This window comes from Lutibacter sp. (assembly GCF_016342705.1).
Taxonomy (GTDB): Bacteria; Bacteroidota; Bacteroidia; order Flavobacteriales; family Flavobacteriaceae; genus Lutibacter.
Map to the genome: position 1 here is coordinate 138,520 of NZ_JAEINV010000008.1, position 21,197 is coordinate 159,716.

Sequence of the window (21,197 nt, forward strand, 5' to 3'; positions counted from 1 at the left end):
ACACGTTGTTCTATATTTTTAACATAGCTTTTGGTAGAATTTATAAAAAGGAATAATGAAAAAAGTTAAAACAAATTGGCATAAATTAATTGTAGTTTTTAATTTAATATTTATCCTTTCACAAGTTTTAGTTATTGGCCAAGAGATCCCAAATACATTTAAAAACCCAATATTATCAGGATATCATCCCGATCCATCTTTTTGTAGAGTAGGAGATGATTATTATTTGGTGAATTCAACATTTATATGGTATCCAGGGATTCCTATTTATCATAGTAAAGATTTAGTAAACAGGGAACAAATTGGAAACGGAATTCATCGTCCAGATCAGATAGACCTTGATGGACTTCAGGATAGAATGGGAATTTATGCAGTGAAGATAAGGCAACATGATGATTTATTTTATTTAATAACAACCGGAGTTGGTAGTGGAGGTAATTTTTATTTAATAGAAAAAGATCCTGTAGGCCCATGGCCTAATCCAATTTGGATAAAAGATGCTCCTGGTATTGATCCTTCTTTAATGAGGGATGAAGATGGCAATTGTTATTACCCGGGTCATACATGGATTGAAGAACAAGTTTGGCAAATTCAATGTGGAATATGGACGCAGGAACTGGATTTGGAACAGCAGAAATTAGTAGGTCAAAGAAAAATATTCACCTATGGTCACGAGAATAACGCGTCCTATACTGAAGGCCCACATTTATACAAAATTAATGGAGCATATATGTTAATTCTATCTGAAGGAGGGGCAGGTTTATACCATGCACTTTCAGTACATCATAGTGATTCTTTATGGGGCCCTTACATTACTGATATGATAAACCCTGTATTAACGCATCGGCATTTGGGAAGTGATTATCCTATTCAGGCCATTGGGCACGGAGATTTGGTTGAAACTCAAAATGGAGAATGGTGGTGTGTGTCTCTTGGTAAAAGAATTATTGATGGAGAAACAACGCTGGCACGTGAAACATTTCTATCTAAAGTTGAATTTGATGGTAAAACACCTGTTTTTAATAGAGGTGAAGGAAAAGTACTTGAAGAACAACAAAGACCAAACTTAACTTGGAATCCATTTAAAGAACAGGCTAAAAAAGATGAGTTTGAAACTAGTGAATTGGTTTTGAAATGGTGTACGATTAGAACGCCAAAAGAGCAATTTTATGAAATATCGAATGGGAATTTTGAGATGAATCTGAGACCAGAAGTTATAGATAGTCTTGTAAATTCTTCATTAATTATTCAAAGAATAGAACATCATCAGTTTTCTGCAAGCACCAAATTATCATTCAAAACTTCTACAATAAATGAGCAAGCTGGTTTAGCAATTTATAGAACAAACGAAAATTTTTATTTGTTGCTAAAAGGAAAAAATGAACTGGTACTGATTAAATCATTCAAAGGAATAAAAGAAGAAATAGCTAGAGTTCCTTATACAAATTCTGAAATATTTTTAAAAGCTGAAGCAGATAATTTGGAAGTAGTTTTTAGTTATGATAAAACCGAAAATAACATGAAACAAATAGGCGAAATACAAAGTTTAATAGTTATTGCTGACGGAAATAGAAATCAATTTAATGGAGCAGGAATAGGAATGTATGCAACAAGTCATGGGCAAAAAACAAAAGCAACAGCAAGTTTTGATTGGTTTGAATATAAAGAGAAATAAAAAAATGAAACTATTAACATTACCGTTATCATTAATAATAGCAACAATTCTGATGTATTTTAATAGTGACATTGTTACTAATAAAAATTCACAAAGAAGCATTTTTAATATTGAAAAAGATTTAAAATTAGTACAATTTGATTGTAAAACGGATGTAGATGATCTCCATAAGGCAGCAGCCTTAACCATGTTGATGTCTCAACCTGATTTTTCAAAAATAAATTACCATTCAGTAGCTGGTACCAATGGAATTCAAGATGGACTTTATGTTCCGCTAAATGAGTTATTTCAGCGCGCCTTTGAAGATAACTGGACAGATGCTCATGAAAACTTAAAAGAAGCAAGTGAAAAGGTTAAGAATCTTGTTGTAGCAACATTATCTAAACAAGGAGATGTTTGGATTGCAGAGGCTGGTCAATCCGATTTTACAGCAAAATTGATTCAAGCTATTCAGACCGAAATTCCTAAATTAAAAACTTCACAACGCATACATGTTGTTCAACATAGTGGTTGGAATGAAAAAGTAACTTCTACTGAAGGTTTGGAATATGTACAGACCAGTGTTGATTATCATAAAATACCTGATGGAAATGCAGTTGGAAACTGGATACCAGGATTTCGTAATCCTGCATTTGCCAATTGGAATGAGAAATTTACTGATCCTAAATTAGTTGAAATATGGGCATTTGCTATCAATTTAGCAAATAAGTATAATGTGAAGGATTGGCATTACAATAATGAGGCCGTTTCTGCAGGTGGAATAAACTTTTCAGATCTTTCTGAAGTTTGTTGGATTTTGGGATTAGAAAATATTAAGAATTTTGAAGATTTTTTTAAGCTTTATTCTAAATAAAATTCTAGGTATTTAGTAAGCTTAAAAATAAATATAGAATAATACTCTCATCCTTTTTGAGAGCTTATCATTTAAACAATTTAGAATGAAAAAAATAATTTATTGTATCATACTTATCACAGTTAGTAATTCTTGTAATAATGAAATTCCAACTCATAAAAACACTGATAAAAGTTTTGAAGAGCGAGCAAAATATTTGGTGTCATTAATGACCTTAGAAGAAAAAGTTTCACAGATGAGCTACGATTCTCCTGCAATTGATAGATTAGAAATTCCTGCATATAATTGGTGGAATGAATGTTTACATGGAGTTGCGAGGGCTGGAAAAGCAACGGTTTTTCCACAAGCTATTGGAATGGCAGCAATGTGGGATACAGCGCAAATGTTTAAAGTAGCCACAACTATTTCAGACGAAGCCAGAGCGAAGCATCATGAATTTGCTGCTCGCAATAAAAGAGGGATTTACCAAGGATTAACATATTGGACACCTAATATTAATATTTTTAGAGACCCACGTTGGGGTAGAGGAATGGAAACTTATGGCGAAGATCCTTATTTAACAGGTGAATTGGGGGTTCAATTTATTAAAGGTTTACAAGGCGATGACCCAAATTATTTTAAATTAATTGCTACTGCTAAGCATTTTGTGGTTCACAGTGGGCCAGAAATAGATAGACATCGTTTCAATGCCACTCCAACACCTTATGACATGATAAATACATACAGTCCTCAATTTGAAAAAGTAGTGAAAAAAGCAGGTGTATATTCAGTAATGTGTGCTTATAATAGTTACAATGGATTGCCTTGTTGTGGAAATATGGAGTTAAGTAATTTGCTGAGAAAAGAATGGGGTTTTAAAGGGTATATTGTTTCAGATTGCTGGGCAATTGTTGATTTTTACAATAAAGATGCTCATGGAATAACTGAAACACAACAAGAAGCAGCAGCTATGGCTGTAAAAGCGGGTACCGACTTAAATTGTGGAAGTACTTACCCTGCGCTGGTAGAAGCCGTAAAAAATGGTTATATAACTGAGAGTGAGTTAGATGTTTCGTTAGAGAGATTGGTTGTTGCTCGTTTAAGATTGGGCTTATTTGCCCCAGAAGGAGCAGTAAAATATGAAGATATTTCTTATGATGTGGTTGATTCTGAAACACACCGTTTATTAGCTTTAGAAACTGCACGTAAATCCATGGTTTTACTAAAAAATGAGAACAATTTATTACCATTACGAAAAGACTTTAAAAAAGTAGCAGTGATTGGTCCAAATGCGAACGATTTAGAAGTCTTATTAGGAAATTACAATGGCTATCCATCAAACCCTGTAACACCACTAAATGGGATTATACAAAAATTACCAAATACCGAAGTGAATTATGCTGTTGGCTGTAAATTAGCAGAAGGATTACCAATTTTTGAAGTAGTGCCTTCAACAGTTTTATTTACAGATGAATCATTAAAAGAAAATGGTCTAAATGCTGAGTATTTTTCCAATTTAGATTGTGAAGGAATTCCTCTGCATACACAAATTGATAAGCTTGTCGATTTTGTATGGGGAACGAATGCACCTTTTGAAGATTTAAAATACGATCAATTTTCGATACGTTGGACAGGATATATATCAGTTCCTAAAACCGAGGAATATGCATTAGGTGGAGAAGCTTTTTCTGGAATGAAATTATATTTAAATGATAGTTTAGTTGTTGCTCGTGAAGATGTTCATCATCCTAAAAAAGAATATGAATATGTTACGTTAGAAGCAGGGAAACCTTATAAAATGAAGTTAGAATATAAACAAAATAATACAGAATATGCTATTATGAAGTTTTTATGGGAAGCTCCAAATAATGGTTTAGAAAATGAAGCCATCGAGTTAGCCAAAAAATCAGATGTTATTATTCTTTGTATGGGGTTAAGTCCATTGTTAGAAGGTGAAGAAATGAAAGTAAAAGTTGCTGGATTTTCGGGCGGAGACAGATTAGATATAAAGTTACCTAGTACACAAACAGACTTGATGAAAAAATTGCAAAAACTTGGGAAACCAATGGTGTTAGTCTTGTTAAACGGTAGTGCTGTCGCAATTAATTGGGAAAATGAAAATATCCCTGCTATTATTGAAGCTTGGTATCCAGGGCAAGCTGGAGGTACAGCCATTGCCGATGTTATTTTTGGAGATTACAATCCGGCAGGTAGATTACCTTTAACTTTTTACAAAGATATTAATGATATTCCAGCATTCTCTGATTATAATATGAAAGGGAAAACATACCGTTATTTTAAAGGAGAGCCATTGTATGAATTTGGTTTCGGGTTAAGTTTTACAACTTTTACATATTCAAATTTTAAAATTCCAGATTCAAATAAAACCAATAAGGAATTAATTGCTTCGGTTGATGTTACTAACTCAGGAAATGTAAATGGAGAGGAAATAGTACAATTGTATTCAACAAAATTAATTGACGATGGATTTAATCCAACGCGCAACTTGATTGGGTTTAAAAGGATATTTTTAAAAGTTGGTGAAACCAAAACTGTTAATTTTATAGTAACTCCAAAACAATTAGCGATAGTTGATAAAAACTATTCTCAAGTAGTGAATGACGAAATATTGTTAATTTCAGTAGGAGGCTCACAACCTAATAAACAGCTTGAAACAGTTCAAAAAATAATTTCAAAAAAAGTTCATATCACAGGTGAAGTTTATAAGGTAAATAATTAGTTAAACATATGTTTTTTATGTACAGAAAATGAATACTAAAAGGGGAATAATTGTATTAAAAAAAAATAATTTTCAAGTTATCAATATTATGTAATCTCCTAAAAATATGGGAAATTTAAAAACGTTTTAATATGAAAAAAATAATTTTATTAGCCATTGTATTATTCATCACATTATTAAGTTGTTCAAAACAAGAAATGAATATGGAGTGGATTAGCAGTTCTCCTGCTAACCAATGGGAAACAAAAAAGGTAGCTATTTTTAAAAATAATAATATTTCTGATGCTACAATTCAAATTTATCCAGATAAAAAGCAGCAAGTAATCGATGGATTTGGTGGATGTTTTAATGAGTTAGGTTGGGAAGCTGTTCATGCATTAGTAGAAGTTGAACAGCATAAAATATTTGATTCACTTTTTGATATTGATAAAGGTTGTGATTTCAATATATTCAGGATGCCTATTGGAGCAAATGATTATGCTGTAGATTGGTATAGTCATAATGAAATGGTTGATGATTTTGAAATGATTAATTTTTCTATTGATAGAGATAAGCTAAGATTGATTCCTTATATTAAAAAAGCACAAACATACAATTCTAATATAAAAATATGGGCTTCACCTTGGTGTCCTCCATCTTGGATGAAATCGAATAATAATTATGCTTGTAATCCTGATGTTGTAAATGATTTACAAGAAGAGGGTAAAGGAAAAGAAATGGAAACTCAATTTAGAATGGATAATAAGTACCTAAGTGCTTATGCATTGTATTTTTCTAAATTTATTAAAGCTTATCAAAAAGAAGGGATTGATATTTATGCTGTGCATGTTCAGAACGAACCTAATTCTTGTCAAAGCTTTCCTTCATCTGTTTGGAGCCCTTCCGACTTAGGAATATTTATTGGAAATTATTTAGGCCCAAAGTTTGAAGCTGATTCTTTAAGTACAGAAATATGGTTAGGGACTATTGAGCGTCCACAAATTGAAAGAGTAGATAGTGTATTGTCAAATCCAATAGCTAAAAAATATATTAAAGGAGTTGGGTTTCAATGGGCGGGAAAAGATGCAATTCCTGGAGTAAATAAAAAATATCCTGAGCTTAAATTAATGCAGACAGAAACGGAGTGTGGTGATGGGTCAAATAATTGGGCAGCAGCAGAACATACATTTGAACTTATGAAACATTATTTTAATAATGGAGCAAATTCGTATATGTATTGGAATATGGTTTTAAATGAAACAGGAAAAAGCCAGTGGGGTTGGAGACAAAATTCAATGATTACAGTAGATTCTAAAACAAAAAAAGTTACATACAACCCTGAGTTTTATTTGATGAAGCATTTTAGTAATTTTATTATGCAAGGAGCTGTCAAAATAGATACTTCAGATAAAAATTGTCTTGCTTTTAAAAATGCAGATTCCGTAATCATTATTTATTATAATTCAGGAAATGCTACAAGCAAAAGTTTTGAAATAGGAAATAAGCAATTTAGTGTCCAATTATCTGAAAAATCATTTAATACTTTTAAAATAATAAAATAGATAATATGATTAAATATAACAAAACAAAATATTTGATTTTAGGAATCAACTTGTTGTTTTTGGGTCTTTTTTCTTTTGAAGGAATCACACAAAATATAGGCTTTGAAAAACAAATTGATGAAAAAATAGATAGTATTATCTCACTATTAACTTTAGAAGAAAAAATTGCCATGTGTCATGCACAATCTAAGTTTTCAACACCTGGAGTTGACCGGTTAGGAATTCCTGAAATTTGGATGTCTGATGGTCCTCATGGTGTTCGTGGTGAAATAAATTGGGATGATTGGGGATATGCAAATTGGACTAATGATTCTATTACTGCATTTCCTGCATTAACTTGTTTGGCAGCAACCTTCAATCCAAAACTTTCAAAAGAATATGGTATTAATTTAGGAGAAGAGGCGCGTTACAGGAAAAAGGATGTGCTTTTAGGACCTGGAGTTAATATGTATAGAACCCCTTTAAATGGGAGAAATTTTGAATATATGGGTGAAGATCCTTTTTTAACTTCCAAAATGGTAGGTCCTTATATTCAAGGTGTTCAGCAAAATGGTGTTGCTGCTTGTGTAAAACATTATGCATTAAATAACCAGGAGTTATGGAGAGGACACATTAATGTTGAAATTAGTGATAGAGCGTTGTATGAAATTTATTTGCCAGCTTTTAAAGCTGCCGTAAAAGAAGGAAAGGTTTGGTCAATAATGGGAGCTTATAATCAACTTAGAGGTCAACATACAACTCACAATGAATTGTTAATGAACACTATTTTAAAGAAAGATTGGGCATTTGATGGTGTTGTTATTTCAGATTGGGGTTCAACTCATAATACCAAAGAAGCGGCATTATTTGGGTTAGATATGGAAATGGGCACAGGAACTGATGGTTTAACAACTTCCACTAAAAATACCTATGACTATTACTATTTGGCAAATCCTTTTATAGAAATGTTAAAAAAGGGAGAAGTTGGGGTGGAGGTTTTAAATGATAAAGTTAGAAGAATTTTACGTTTAATGTTTAGAACCAATATGTCTGAAAATAGACCATTTGGCAGAATGAATAATCAAGAGCATATAGATGTGGCTCGAAAAATTGCTGGTGAAGGAATTGTGTTGTTGAAGAATGAAGATTCTTTTTTCCCAATTGATCCTAATAAAAAAATGACAATAGCTGTAATTGGTGAAAATGCTACAAAATCAATGACAGTAGGTGGAGGTTCTTCAGAATTAAAAGCAAAAAATGAAATAGCACCATTACAAGGTTTACAAGCACGATTTAAAAATGCAACCATAGTTCATGCAATGGGATATGCTTCTGGTCCTTCGGCATATGGAAAAGTGTTGTCTTCAACATTGAATTTGGAAAAACTTAAAAATGAAGCGTTAGAAGTGGCTTCAAAAGCTGATGTTGTATTGTTTTTTGGTGGTCTAAATAAAAATCATTTACAAGATTGTGAAGGTGGCGACAGACAAGAGTTTGGATTGCCTTTTGGGCAAAATGAGTTGCTGAATGACCTTTTGAAAGTTAACAAGAATTTAGGAGTTATTTTGGTAAGTGGTAACGCTGTTGAAATGCCTTGGATCAACAGCGTAAAAGGATTAATACAAATGTGGTACTTAGGTAGTGAAGCAGGTAATGCAATTGCAGATGTTGCGAGTGGTGATGTAAATCCATCAGGTAAATTACCGTTTACTTTTCCTAAAAAGTTGAGTGATAATGCAGCACATTCGTTTGGTAAATTGTCGTATCCAGGTGATAGTATCAATCAATATTATAAAGAAGATATTTTAGTTGGTTATCGTTGGCATGATACTAAAAAAATACAACCGTTATTTGCTTTTGGAGAAGGAAAATCATACACAACTTTTAAACTGTCTGATTTTAAAACGGACAAAAAACAATATGTTCAAAATGAAACGATTGTTATTAGTGGAGATGTTTTAAATACTGGTAAATTTAATGGGTCAGAAGTTGTTCAAATATATGTTGGAAAGCCAAAATCAAAAGTTAAAAGAGCTTTAAAAGAATTGAAAGGATTTCAAAAAGTAGAAGTTTTTAAGGGAAGTTCAAATTTTGTTAAAATTTCAATAAACACCAATAATTTATCCTTTTATGATGAAAGTATTTCAAACTGGAATTTAGAAAAAGGAGATTATTTGATTTATGTTGGTAATGCTTCAAATAATATTTCAAAAGAAATTAAAATTACAATCAATTAAAGATTGAATTATTTTAAATTACTAAAAATAGGATAGTTTTTTAAATAAATTATCCTATTTTTTGTATTATAGGGTTAAACGCTTTTGCAGAAATTAAAATTTTATCACCAATCATTAAATCCTTTCCTTCACTTTCATCCGCCACTATTTTAACAATGTCTTTTCCAATTTGAACAGATAAAATGTAAATAAAATCTTGTTTTATGATTTGGATTAGTGTTCCTGTTAATTGAAATTTCGCACTTAAATCTTGATAATTAAAAATTTGATTGGTGGGTCCTTGTCTAATTATTTTCCCTTCATTTAACTCAATAACATGGTCAGACATTCTTAAAACTTCAGAAACATCGTGGCTAATTAATAATGTTGTTAAGCCAAATTCTTTATGAACTTTTAAAATATATTGTTGTAATTTATATCTAATTTCTTCATCTAAAGCAGAAAGAGGTTCGTCTAATAATAATATTTTTGGCTTTTGAACCAAGGCTCTTGCTAATGCAACTCTTTGTTGTTGTCCACCAGAAAGTGTTATTGGTTTTCTATTTTGAAGCTCACCGAGTTCAACCATTTCAATTAAGTGATTAATAATAGTGATATCATCATCTTTTTTAAGTGCAAACTCTAAATTTTGCTTCACCGTCATATTTGGAAAAAGCGCATAATCCTGAAAAACGTACCCAACTTTTCTTTTTTGCGGTTTTAAATTTATTTTTTTTGAAGTGTTTAACCAAGTTGTGCCATCAACATTAATTTCACCAAAATCGGGTTGGGTTAAACCTCCTAAAATTCTTAGAATGGTGGTTTTTCCTGCGCCAGATTTGCCAAACAATGTTACTAAGCTACCTTCTTCAATTGATGTTTCTACAGAAAGCAACATTTCACCAGTGGCTGCAATTAATTTTTTTTGAAAGTTTAATGCTATCATTTGTGAAACTGTTTTAAATATCCATTATTAAACAAATACACAATTAATAGAATACTAAAAGTTAAAGCAAATAAAATTAAGGAATATGTATTTGCAGCACCATAATTTAAGGCTTCAACTTCATCATAAATGGCAATGGAAGCAACTTTTGTTTTTCCAGGTATATTTCCTCCAATCATTAAAACTACACCAAATTCACCAATTGTATGTGCAAAAGCCAAAACTATACCTGTTAATAATGATGATTTTATATTTGGTAATAACACCTTTAAAATAGTAGTATACCTTGATTTCCCTAATACGTAAGACATTTCTTTTAATGAAACTGGTAAGTTGGTAAATCCGCTTTGGATAGGATGTACCATAAAAGGCAAACTATAAATTATGGATGCAAAAAGTAAGCCTTCAAAAGAAAATACCAATTTTAAACCCAACCATTCATTTAACCAGTTTCCAAATGAGTTTGCTGGACTAAATGCAATCAATAAATAAAACCCAATAACTGTTGGCGGCAATACCAATGGCATGCTTACTAAGGTTTCAATAACGGGTTTAAATTTAGACTTTGTAAAAGCCATCCAATATGCCAATGGAATGGATATTATAAAAAGCAAAAACGTTGTTATTAATGCTAATTTAAAGGTTAATATGAGTGGAGCCCAATCTATCATTCCGTTACTAAAATTTCGTTAGTTTTAACCATAGCGGTCACTTCTAATCCAACAATTAATTTTAACTGTTTTACTGCATTTGTTGTTATAATAGATGTTATTTTGCCAACGCTAGTTTCAATTATAAGTTTACTTAGCAATGCCTTAGACTCTATAGAAATAATTGGTCCAACAAACTTATTTTGCATACTAATAGTATGATTTGTACCTGTACCAATAATTACTTCGGTTTCTTTAAAAATAACAGTAATAGCTTTTCCTTTTTGCAATAAAGGACTTGTATCTGGAGTATCAATTACAATAGCAGTTATTTTTAAATCATTTACAGTAATATAAACTAATGATAAGCTCTCATTGCTGATAATATTATTAATAGTACCTTGTAATTTATTCATTATCTATTACAGTATAACCGTGTTTTATAAGGATTTCTTTTCCTTTTTTCGAAAACAGAAAATTAAAGAATTTTTCTGATTTACTTGAGTTTTTCCCACTATTTTTAATAATAACAGCACTCTGAGCGATAGGATTGTAGGAAGCCTCATCTATTTCTATAAAAGCACCTTTTTCTTTTAAGTTTGGACTTAAAACTACAGATTTTGCTGTAAAACCTAGCTCTGCAACTTTTGACGTAATAAATTGGTTAGTTTGAGCAACACTTTCTCCAAAAACTAATTTTAGATTTACAGAATCTAAAATTTTATAATAATTTAAAACTTCCTCAGCAGCAATTCCATAGGGTGCAGTTTTAGGATTTGGACTTGCAATATGTTTAATTTTTTCAGATGTTAATAATTTTAACGATGGTTGTATATCATCTTTTAATGTCCATAATATTAACTTTCCATAGGCATAAATTTTAGGTTCAGTTTGGGTGAAACCATTTTTAAATAATTCATTTGGATATTTGGTGTCTGCAGAAATAAAAAGATCAAAAGGAGCTCCTTCCTGAATTTGTGCGGTTAATTTTCCTGAAGATGAAACAACCGTTTGGCATTCAATACCAGTTTCTGAATGAAAAACGTCAATCATTTCATTAACTGTATATTGCATATTTGCTGCTGTTGCAATAGTTAATTTTTCATTTTTTGTTGTGCATGAAACTATTGTTGAAATAAGAATTAGTGGAATAAAAACCTTTTGAAAGTAAAAAAGTGGTTTTTTCATTGAAGTTTTTTTTTTGATGAATTTCGGATATTGAATGCTAATATAACACCTCAAAATTGTATAATATGATTTTGGTCATACTAAATTTACTATTATTTTAAGAACTTTATATAATTAGTAAATATTTTAATTATGAAACGTCTAGAACCTGTATCGAAAATAATGTCAACGAAACTTGTAACGTTAAAACTTTCTGACGATTTATTTAAAGCCGAACGATTATTTAAAGATTTTCATATCCGTCATATTCCAGTTGTTGATAAAGGAAAACATATTATTGGTATGTTAAGTTTATCTGACTTAAAGCGAATAAGTTTTTTAGATTCTTATGATGCTGATGAAATAAAAATAGATAATGCCATTTACGATATGCTTAGTATTGAGCAAATTATGGTTAAAAATCCAATTAAAGTTACGTCAAATATTACTATAAAATCGGTTGCTGAAATTTTAGCAAAAAATGAGTTTCACGCATTACCAGTTGTAGATTTAGACGAACTTGTTGGAATAGTAACAACTACAGATTTGTTAAAATATTTATTGGAACAATACGAATTAGAAAGTGCTTAAATTCCAGAAACTAATCCTTTTAAATTAGCTATAGTTGATGTTGGGTTTTCACTTTTAAACACAAAACTTCCAGCAACAAAGGCATCAACTCCAGCTTCTAATAATTGTTCAATATTTTGATCTGTTACGCCTCCATCAACTTCAATTAGGGCGTCGGATTCGCTAAATTCAATCAACGCACGTAATTGTTGTACTTTTTTGTAGGTGTTTTCAATAAAACTTTGTCCACCAAAACCTGGGTTTACACTCATTATTAACACCAAATCTAAATCAGCAATAATATCTTCTAAAACAGCAATTGGCGTATGTGGATTTAAAGAAACTCCCGCTTTCATTCCTTGTCTTTTTATTTCTTGAATTGTTCTATGTAAGTGAGGGCAAGCTTCATAATGTACCGTTAAAATATCAGCTCCAACTTTTTTAAAATCTGCAATATATCTATCTGGATCAACAATCATTAAATGTACATCCATTGTTTTTTTAGCGTGTTTTTTAATAGCGCTAATAACTGGCATACCAAATGAAATATTAGGAACAAACATACCGTCCATTACATCAATATGAAACCAATCGGCTTTACTGTTGTTAATCATTTCAATATCTCGTTGTAAATTAGCAAAATCTGCAGCTAACATTGATGGAGCAATAAATTTATTCATTTTTATGAAGTTTTTTGCAAAAGTATGATTTATAAACAAAAAACGCTCGAAATTTCGAGCGTTTTTTACTGATTTTTAAAAAGTTAATAAAAATTAACCTAAATATGTTTTTAAAATTTTACTTCTTGAAGTATGTTTTAATCTTCTAATTGCTTTTTCTTTAATTTGACGAACACGTTCACGTGTTAAATCAAAAGTTTCCCCAATTTCTTCCAAAGTCATTGGGTGTGCATCACCTAAACCAAAGTATAATTGAACAACATCAGCTTCTCTTGGTGTTAAAGTTTCTAAAGCGCGTTCAATTTCAACTTTTAATGATTCGTGTAATAACGCCTTGTCTGGATTTGGAGATTCACCAGTATTCAATACATCATAAAGGTTTGAATCTTCACCTTCAATTAAAGGAGCATCCATAGATACGTGACGACCAGAGTTTTTCATAGACTCTTTTACATCATTTACAGTCATATCTAATTTCTTAGCAATTTCTTCTGCAGATGGAGGTCTTTCATTTTCTTGTTCTAAAAACGCGTACATTTTATTGATTTTGTTAATAGAACCAATCTTATTTAAAGGTAAACGTACAATACGAGATTGTTCAGCTAATGCTTGTAAAATAGATTGACGAATCCACCAAACAGCGTAAGAAATAAACTTAAATCCACGTGTTTCATCAAAACGTTTTGCAGCTTTAATTAAACCTAAATTTCCTTCGTTAATTAAATCGGGTAATGTTAATCCTTGATTTTGATATTGTTTTGCTACAGATACAACAAAACGTAAATTCGCTTTTGTTAATCTTTCTAAAGCAGCTTGGTCGCCAGCTTTAATTTTTTGTGCTAATTCAACTTCCATTTCGGCAGTAATTAAATCTACCTTTCCAATTTCCTGTAAATATTTGTCTAATGATGCGGTTTCTCTGTTAGTAACCTGTTTTGTAATCTTAAGTTGTCTCATTTAGTAGCTAAAAATTAATTAGTTTATTAATAGGGTCTAATATATATACGTTGTATTTTTGAAAATGTTACAAAATAAAATAAATAATTTTTTTTGTGACTTTTTTAATGCAAATGAGTCTTAAAGATATAACCCAATAAAAGATAATTGAAATCATCTAACGACATATCGTTATTAAGTGATAACGAGTTAGTTCAAAAGATAGTTAAAACAAATAATTCAAATTTGTTTGCTGTTCTTTATGATAGGCATGTTAGTATGGTGTATAATAAGTGTTATGGTTTTGCAACTTCAAAAGAAGAAGCACAAGATTTAACACATGATGTTTTTATTAAGTTGTTTGTAAAATTAAGAACATTTAAAGGAACTGCTAAGTTTTCAACTTGGCTATATTCATTTACCTATAATTTTTGTGTGAATTACGTTACACGAAATAATTATAAGAAAAATGAAAAGAATTTTGAAGTGGATATTTCAGATTCAGATGAGTTAGATTCTAGTGAAGAGTCATTGTTTGAAATGAAAGCTGATAAATTAAAAAAATCACTAGAATTGATAGAGCCTGATGAAAAAATGATTTTGTTAATGAAATATCAAGATGATTTTTCAATAAAAGAAATTTCAGAATCCTTAGAAATAGGTGAGAGTGCTGTAAAAATGCGCTTAAAGAGAGCTAGAGAGAAAGTAATTAATGTATATGAAAATCTTAAATAATGGAAAATCCGTTTAAGAAAATATTGCATAACGAAGAAGTGCCAAAAGTACTTCGTGAAAAGGTAATTAACGATATTTCGTTGATTAAGCTTTCTATTGATATTGCCGATTTATTTGCTGTAAAATATCCAAATACTATTGGTGAATTTTTAATTACAGAAAAGGAAATCGTAAAAAATAAAATGAACAACAATGATTTGTTGAAAGACTAATTTAATATAAACTAACCCATATTAATAATGAAATCAATTATTCAATTAAATAATGTAAACTTTTCGTTTGCACAAGATTTGTGGAGATCCATACTTTCAGTTATACCAAAAATATTATTAGGTATTGGCTTTATAATTTTGGCCTATATTGCAATTAAGGTAGTAAACTATGTTTTGAAACGATTTTTAAAAATAACTAAAATAGATTCCATTACCACAAAGTTAAACGAAGCAAAATTATTTGGTAAAAGCGATTATAATGTTGTGCCTTCTGAAATAATTTTAAAATTTATAAAGTATTTATTGATTTTAGTTTTTGTTGTAATAGCTTCTGAAATTTTGGGTTTAAAAATGATTTCTGAAGGAATAGGAAGCTTTATTGCCTACTTGCCAGTATTAATTACTGCTTTATTAATTTTTGTAGTTGGAGTTTATTTTGCTTCTATCATAAAAAATTCAATAGTAGATACTTTTAAATCTATGGAGCTTTCTGGTTCTAATTTAGTAAGTAATATAGCATTTTATGTAATTGTTGTTTTTGTTTCAATTACCGCATTAAATCAAGCAGGTGTAAATACAGAAATAATTACAAGCAACTTAACTTTAATATTAGGATCTGTTTTAATTTCCTTTACAATTGCTTTTGGTTTAGGAGCAAGAGATATCATTACCAGATTATTATTTGGTTTTTACTCGCGTAGAAATTTTGAAATAGGGCAGCATATTAAAACTAAAAAGGTTGAAGGAGTAATTGAAGAAATAGATAATATTTGTATTACAATTAAAACTAAAGAAGGTATTGTGATAATGCCAATTAAACATTTTGTTGATCAAAAAGTAACAATAAAATAATTTTTTTGAATAGAAAAGAAACACTATTCAAAATAAAACTTAATAAAAATGCAGGGGTTAGTCATTTTTATTATTAAGAGAGTTAGAAAGCCAATCATTGGTAAAACCAATGATTGGAGCTCTCAATATTAACTAGTTATTAGAAAAAATTAATGGGTTAGTTTTTCTAATAGTTTAAAAATAACAGTGAACTAAATGATTAGTAATCTCTGTTAATAAGAAAGAAGCCAAATTACAAATAAAATTAGTTAAATGTATGGCTTCTTTTGTTTTAATTAAAAAAAATGCTTCCCAATATTGAGAAGCATTTTTTTATGGAATATTATTTTCTATCGTCTCTAGGTCTTCTATCTCTGTCTCCACCACGGCTATCTCTACCACGGTTGTCACGTCCACCACTTCTTTTATCATCTCTTGGAGGTCTTTCTACAAATCCTTCAGGTTTAGGTAAAAGTGCTTTTCTAGATACTTTATCTTTGCGTGTTTTAGGGTCTTTTCCAAAGTATTTTACATCAAATACATCACCCATATTTACAACATCAGTGACATTATCTGTACGTTCCCAAGCTAATTCAGAAATATGTAATAAAACTTCATTTCCTGGAGCGTCATTATATTCTACAACAGCACCAAAATCTAACATTTTAATTACTTTCACTTCATATACGCTTCCCACTTCAGGCTTAAACATTAAAGAATCAATTTTTGCTAATACAGCATCAATTCCTGCTTGGTTAGTTCCTAAAATCTCAACAATTCCTTCAGTTGTTACAGGATCTTCATTAATAACAATGGTACAACCTGTTTCTTTTTGCATTTCTTGGATTACTTTTCCTCCTGGTCCGATTAAAGCACCAATAAAGTCGTTAGGAATTACTCTAGTTACCATTTTTGGAGAATGAGGTTTTACATCTGCATTTGGTTGTGCAATTGTATCCGTTATTTTTCCTAAAATATGTAAACGACCTTCACGAGCTTGTTTTAAAGCATTTACTAAAATTTCGTATGATAATCCTTTAATTTTAATGTCCATCTGGCAAGCAGTAATTCCGTCTGCAGTTCCTGTAACTTTAAAGTCCATATCACCTAAATGATCTTCATCACCTAAAATGTCAGATAAAACAGCATAACGATCACCATCAGAAATTAATCCCATAGCAATACCCGAAACTGGTTTTTTCATTTGAATACCAGCATCCATTAATGCCATTGTGCCAGCACAAACTGTTGCCATTGAAGAAGAACCGTTAGATTCTAATACTTCAGATACAACTCTTACTGTGTAAGGACAATCTGCAGGAACCATTCCTTTTAATGCGCGTTGCGCTAAGTTTCCGTGACCTACTTCTCTACGTGAAGTTCCTCTTAAAGGACGTGCTTCACCTGTTGAAAAAGGAGGGAAGTTATAGTGTAAATAAAATCTTTCTTCACCTTCAAAAGTTGCTGAATCTAAAATATTAGCATCTCTTGAAGTTCCAAGAGTAACTGTTGCTAATGCTTGAGTTTCTCCACGTGTAAAAATTGATGAACCGTGAGTTGACGGTAAATAATTAACTTCACACCAAATTGGGCGAATTTCTGTAGTTTTTCTTCCGTCTAAACGTAAGCCTTCTTCAAGAGTTAAGTTTCTAACAGCACTTTTTTCTGCTTTTGAATAATATTGAGATATTAAAGCACCTTTTTCAGCCAATTCTTCTTCTGTAAAAGTAGCTTTAAATGCTTCTTTAATTTCAGCAAATGCAGCACTTCTTTCATGCTTTGCACTTCCTGCTTTTGCTATGTCGTATACTTTTTGGTAAGTAAAATCATGAGCTAATTTTTCTAAGGCTTCATCAGAAGGAGCAGTTTCATATTCACGAGTTTCTTTTTTACCAACAGCTTCTGCTAATGCAACTTGAGCAGCACATTGAATTTTAATGGCTTCGTGCGCAAATTTAATAGCTTCAGCCATTTCTTCTTCGCTACATTCATCCATTTCACCTTCAACCATCATTACTGAATCTGCAGATGCACCAACCATCATATCAATATCAGCATTAGCTAATTGAGCTCTACTTGGGTTAATTACAAATTCACCATTAATTCTTGCAACACGTACTTCTGAAATTGGAGTTTCAAAAGGAATATCACTTAATTGAATAGCTGCTGAAGCTCCTATACCTGCTAAAGCATCTGGCATTACGTTTTCGTCATGAGACATTAATTGAATCATAACTTGCGTTTCTGCATGGTAATCTTTTGGAAATAAAGGACGTAAAACACGATCTACTAAACGCATTGTTAATACTTCATCATCACTTGGTCTTGCTTCTCTTTTAAAGAAACCTCCTGGGTATTTTCCTGCTGCAGCAAATTTTTCTCTGTAATCAACAGTTAATGGTAAAAAGTCAATACCTGGACTTGCGCTGTAGTTAGATACTACTGTACATAATAACATGGCGTTACCCATTCTTACAACAACCGATCCGTGCGCTTGTTTTGCTAATTTTCCAGTTTCTAAAGAAATGGTTCTTCCATCTCCTAAATCAATAATTTGTGTATGTACCTTCGGTATCATAAATAAGTTTTAAAATTAATTAAACAATTGGTTTGTTGTTGTGTTGTGTGTTTACCAATGAAAAGTTTAAATTAAGCTTTCTTTTTTAGATTAATTAAATAAAAAAGAGGCAAAATTTGCCTCTTTTAAAAAAAATTATTTTCTTAATCCTAATTCTTGAATTATTTCACGATATCTTACAATATCAGATTTAATTAAATAGTCCAATAAATTTCTTCTTTTACCTACTAATTTTACTAATGAACGTTCTGTATTAAAATCTTTACGATTTCTTTTTAAATGCTCAGTTAAATGGTTAATTCTGTAAGTAAATAAGGCAATTTGACCTTCTGATGAACCAGTGTTTGTTGCTGATTCTCCGTGTTTTGCAAAAATTTCTGCTTTTTTCTCTTTTGTTAAGTACATGCTAACATTAATTTATTTTAATAATTTTTATGTATTGATGCAACAATGGTTGCTATCAGTCGGCAAAGATACTACTATTATTTTGAATTACAATTAAATAGATTTTTAAATTTTTAGCGGAAATGATTGTAAGGTCACTTTCTTTTTTGCATTCATTTACACGTTTTTACAAGTAGAGGGTTAAAATTAAATTAGTTTTTAACTGTTTTATTAATTATTTCAATATATAATTTTAAGAAAGTAAAGTATTTTAAAATGTTCGTTATTTTACTTTTAGGAGTCTTTTTTTGTAGTTGCAATGAATATTATTAAAAAAGAAATAACAACTGGTGAAATATTTGTAATGGTAACAAAGTATACTAGTGAGGTTTTAGAAATTACATTAAAATAAAAAAGAGAGCTAAAAGCTCTCTTTTTTATTTCTTATTTTCTAACGGGAATGTTTTCAATTAAATCTATATATAAATTTATTTGTTTCTTTAGATGTTTACGTTCAATAATTTTATCTAAAAATCCGTGTTCTAACACAAATTCAGAACGTTGAAAACCTTCAGGTAAATCTTTACCTGTAGTATCTTTTACCACTCTCGGCCCAGCAAATCCTATTAAAGCGTCTGGTTCAGCAATATTAATATCTCCTAACATTGCGTATGAGGCTGTAGTTCCACCAGTTGTTGGATCTGTACATAAAGAAATATATGGAATATTTGCATCTGCAAGCTGAGCTAGTTTAGCAGATGTTTTAACTAATTGCATTAATGAAAAAGAAGCTTCTTGCATTCTTGCTCCTCCAGATTTTGAAATCATTAAAAATGGAATTTTATTCTTAATTGAATAATCAATTGCTCTTGCAATTTTTTCACCAACTACACTACCCATTGATCCTCCAATAAATGCAAAATCCATTGAAGCAATTACTAAATCTTTCCCTAAAGATTTTCCAACAGCAGTTCTAACCGCATCGTTTAATTTAGTTTTAGCATATGCTTCTTTTAATCTTTCAGTATATTTTTTAGTATCTGTAAAATTAAGAGGATCTTTTGAAACCATATCTTTATCAAACTCCGTAAACTCATTGTTGTCAAAAAGAATTTCGAAATACTCAGCACTTCCAATTCTAACATGGTAGCCATCTTCAGGACTCACATAATAGTTGTCCTTTAATTCGTCAGTATCAACAATTTTACCACTAGGGGTTTTATACCATAAACCTTTTGGTACGTCTTTTTTCTCGTCGGTAGGAGTTTGAATTCCTTTATCTTTTCTTTTAAACCAAGATGACATATAAAATTTTGTTTTAGTTGAAAATAGAGGTGCAAATTACTAAAAAAAACAAAGAGAACATATAAAAACATGTTCTCTTTAATAATTTTTAATTGTTACTATATGTTTACAATGTGTTTACGTTGTTTAAATCTTTAAAAGCTTGAATTAATCTGGCTTTAAAAGTTAATTCTCCTTCACGTACCCATTTTCTTGGGTCGTAATGTTTTTTGTTTGGTTGATCTGCTCCGTCTGGATTTCCAATTTGAGTTTTTAAGTAATCAATATTATTTACCATATAATCTCTAATTCCTTCCATAAAAGCAAATTGTAAATCGGTATCAATGTTCATTTTAATAACACCATAACCAATTGCTTCTCTAATTTCTTCTAATGTAGAACCTGATCCACCATGGAATACAAAATCAACTGGATTTACTCCTGTGTTGTATTTTTCTTGGATATATTTTTGAGAATTATCTAAAATTTTAGGTGTTAATTTTACGTTTCCTGGTTTGTAAACTCCATGAACATTTCCAAAAGATGCAGCAATTGTAAAGTTGTCACTTACTTTTTTAAGTTCAGTGTAAGCATATGCAACTTCTTCTGGTTGTGTATATAATTTTGAAGCGTCAACATCAGAATTATCTACTCCATCTTCTTCACCACCTGTAATTCCTAACTCTATTTCTAAAGTCATTCCCATTTTATCCATTCTTGCAAGGTATGTTTTGCAAATATCAATGTTTTCAACTAATGACTCTTCAGATAAATCAATCATATGCGAACTGAATAATGGAATTCCATTTTCTTTATAAAATTGTTCACCAGCATCTAATAACCCATCAATCCAAGGTAATAATTTTTTTGCACAATGGTCTGTATGTAAAATAGCAACAACTCCATAAGCTTCCGCTAAAGTATGCACATGTTTTGCGCCAGCAATAGCACCAGCAATGGCGGCTTTTTCATTTGCATTAGACAATCCTTTTCCTGCATTAAATTGTGCTCCACCATTTGAAAATTGAATAATTACTGGTGAATTTAATTCTTTGGCAGTTTCTAAAACAGCATTAATAGTGTTTGATCCTATCACATTTACAGCAGGTAATGCGAATTTTTTAGCCTTTGCTAATTGAAAAATTTCTTGCACTTTGCTTCCTGTTGCAACTCCTGGTTTAATAGTATGACTCATAATATATTAAGTATAATTTAGTTTTGACTTGTAGAAACAAAATTAA

Annotated in this window: 19 protein-coding genes; 9 read left to right on the plus strand and 10 right to left on the minus strand. The window is 30.6% G+C overall.

Going from position 1 to position 21,197, the window contains the following annotated elements; all coding sequences use genetic code 11:
• The first annotated feature begins 55 nt into the window (after nt 1–55).
• From JEY78_RS09570 to JEY78_RS09590, 5 genes are all read left to right on the plus strand, one after another.
• A complete protein-coding gene (locus tag JEY78_RS09570; protein WP_291850147.1) occupies nt 56–1,675 on the plus strand; it encodes a glycoside hydrolase family 43 protein in 1,620 nt (539 codons plus the stop codon).
• A 4-nt stretch (nt 1,676–1,679) separates the two neighbouring features.
• On the plus strand, nt 1,680–2,528 hold the full coding sequence (locus JEY78_RS09575) for a hypothetical protein (protein WP_291850150.1): 849 nt from the start codon (nt 1,680–1,682) through the stop codon (nt 2,526–2,528).
• An 85-nt stretch (nt 2,529–2,613) separates the two neighbouring features.
• Entirely contained in the window at nt 2,614–5,247 is a 2,634-nt protein-coding gene (locus JEY78_RS09580; protein WP_291850153.1) for a glycoside hydrolase family 3 C-terminal domain-containing protein, read from the plus strand.
• Between the two features lie 131 nt (nt 5,248–5,378).
• Nucleotides 5,379–6,788 carry a hypothetical protein gene (locus JEY78_RS09585; RefSeq protein WP_291850155.1) on the plus strand — a complete coding sequence of 470 codons (1,410 nt, stop codon included), beginning with the start codon at nt 5,379–5,381 and terminating at the stop codon, nt 6,786–6,788.
• A 5-nt stretch (nt 6,789–6,793) separates the two neighbouring features.
• Nucleotides 6,794–9,004: a beta-glucosidase gene (locus tag JEY78_RS09590; RefSeq protein ID WP_291850158.1), complete on the plus strand. Its 2,211-nt coding sequence runs from the start codon at nt 6,794–6,796 to the stop codon at nt 9,002–9,004.
• Between the two features lie 49 nt (nt 9,005–9,053).
• Here the strand turns inward: JEY78_RS09590 and JEY78_RS09595 are convergent, their stop codons facing one another.
• From JEY78_RS09595 to modA, 4 genes are read right to left on the minus strand one after another with little or no spacing between them, the layout of a single operon-like run.
• Nucleotides 9,054–9,929: an ATP-binding cassette domain-containing protein gene (locus tag JEY78_RS09595; RefSeq protein ID WP_291850161.1), complete on the minus strand. Its 876-nt coding sequence runs from the start codon at nt 9,927–9,929 to the stop codon at nt 9,054–9,056.
• A complete protein-coding gene (gene modB / locus JEY78_RS09600; RefSeq protein ID WP_291850223.1) occupies nt 9,926–10,597 on the minus strand; it encodes a molybdate ABC transporter permease subunit in 672 nt (223 codons plus the stop codon). The genes JEY78_RS09595 and modB overlap by 4 nt, the downstream gene beginning before the upstream one ends.
• Nucleotides 10,597–10,995 carry a TOBE domain-containing protein gene (locus tag JEY78_RS09605; RefSeq protein WP_291850164.1) on the minus strand — a complete coding sequence of 133 codons (399 nt, stop codon included), beginning with the start codon at nt 10,993–10,995 and terminating at the stop codon, nt 10,597–10,599. Before JEY78_RS09605 ends, modB begins: the two co-directional genes overlap by 1 nt.
• Nucleotides 10,988–11,767, minus strand: coding sequence for a molybdate ABC transporter substrate-binding protein (modA, locus tag JEY78_RS09610; protein ID WP_291850167.1), 780 nt, complete (start codon nt 11,765–11,767; stop codon nt 10,988–10,990). The genes JEY78_RS09605 and modA overlap by 8 nt, the downstream gene beginning before the upstream one ends.
• A gap of 132 nt (nt 11,768–11,899) precedes the next feature.
• Here modA and JEY78_RS09615 point away from each other — a divergent pair, with 132 nt between their 5' ends.
• A complete protein-coding gene (locus JEY78_RS09615) occupies nt 11,900–12,337 on the plus strand; it encodes a CBS domain-containing protein (RefSeq protein ID WP_291850170.1) in 438 nt (145 codons plus the stop codon).
• Here JEY78_RS09615 and rpe read toward each other — a convergent pair.
• Together rpe and JEY78_RS09625 are read right to left on the minus strand one after the other, a co-directional pair.
• Nucleotides 12,334–12,996 (minus strand): ribulose-phosphate 3-epimerase, encoded by a 663-nt coding sequence (gene rpe / locus JEY78_RS09620; RefSeq protein ID WP_291850174.1) that lies wholly within the window; start codon nt 12,994–12,996, stop codon nt 12,334–12,336. The genes JEY78_RS09615 and rpe overlap by 4 nt on opposite strands.
• Before the next feature lie 93 nt (nt 12,997–13,089).
• Nucleotides 13,090–13,953 carry a sigma-70 family RNA polymerase sigma factor gene (locus tag JEY78_RS09625; protein WP_291850176.1) on the minus strand — a complete coding sequence of 288 codons (864 nt, stop codon included), beginning with the start codon at nt 13,951–13,953 and terminating at the stop codon, nt 13,090–13,092.
• Nucleotides 13,954–14,100: 147 nt separating this feature from the next.
• Between JEY78_RS09625 and JEY78_RS09630 the strand changes: the two genes are divergently transcribed.
• From JEY78_RS09630 to JEY78_RS09640, 3 genes are read left to right on the plus strand one after another with little or no spacing between them, the layout of a single operon-like run.
• Entirely contained in the window at nt 14,101–14,667 is a 567-nt protein-coding gene (locus JEY78_RS09630) for a sigma-70 family RNA polymerase sigma factor (RefSeq protein ID WP_291850179.1), read from the plus strand.
• Nucleotides 14,667–14,879, plus strand: a complete 213-nt coding sequence (locus tag JEY78_RS09635; protein WP_291850182.1) for a hypothetical protein — start codon at nt 14,667–14,669, stop codon at nt 14,877–14,879. Before JEY78_RS09630 ends, JEY78_RS09635 begins: the two co-directional genes overlap by 1 nt.
• 27 nt (nt 14,880–14,906) lie before the next feature.
• Entirely contained in the window at nt 14,907–15,731 is an 825-nt protein-coding gene (locus JEY78_RS09640; RefSeq protein WP_291850184.1) for a mechanosensitive ion channel domain-containing protein, read from the plus strand.
• A 322-nt stretch (nt 15,732–16,053) separates the two neighbouring features.
• On the opposite strand, the gene JEY78_RS09645 is transcribed toward JEY78_RS09640, so the two are convergent.
• The 4 genes from JEY78_RS09645 to fbaA form a co-directional block, all read right to left on the minus strand.
• Entirely contained in the window at nt 16,054–18,288 is a 2,235-nt protein-coding gene (locus JEY78_RS09645; RefSeq protein ID WP_291850187.1) for a polyribonucleotide nucleotidyltransferase, read from the minus strand.
• A 135-nt stretch (nt 18,289–18,423) separates the two neighbouring features.
• Nucleotides 18,424–18,693, minus strand: a complete 270-nt coding sequence (rpsO, locus tag JEY78_RS09650) for a 30S ribosomal protein S15 (RefSeq protein WP_291850190.1) — start codon at nt 18,691–18,693, stop codon at nt 18,424–18,426.
• 423 nt (nt 18,694–19,116) lie between these two features.
• A complete protein-coding gene (gene accD, locus JEY78_RS09655) occupies nt 19,117–19,977 on the minus strand; it encodes an acetyl-CoA carboxylase, carboxyltransferase subunit beta (protein ID WP_291850193.1) in 861 nt (286 codons plus the stop codon).
• A 106-nt stretch (nt 19,978–20,083) separates the two neighbouring features.
• The gene (gene fbaA, locus JEY78_RS09660; RefSeq protein WP_291850197.1) at nt 20,084–21,151 is read right to left on the minus strand and encodes a class II fructose-bisphosphate aldolase; all 1,068 of its coding nucleotides are present in this window, start codon (nt 21,149–21,151) and stop codon (nt 20,084–20,086) included.
• Nucleotides 21,152–21,197 lie beyond the last annotated feature (46 nt).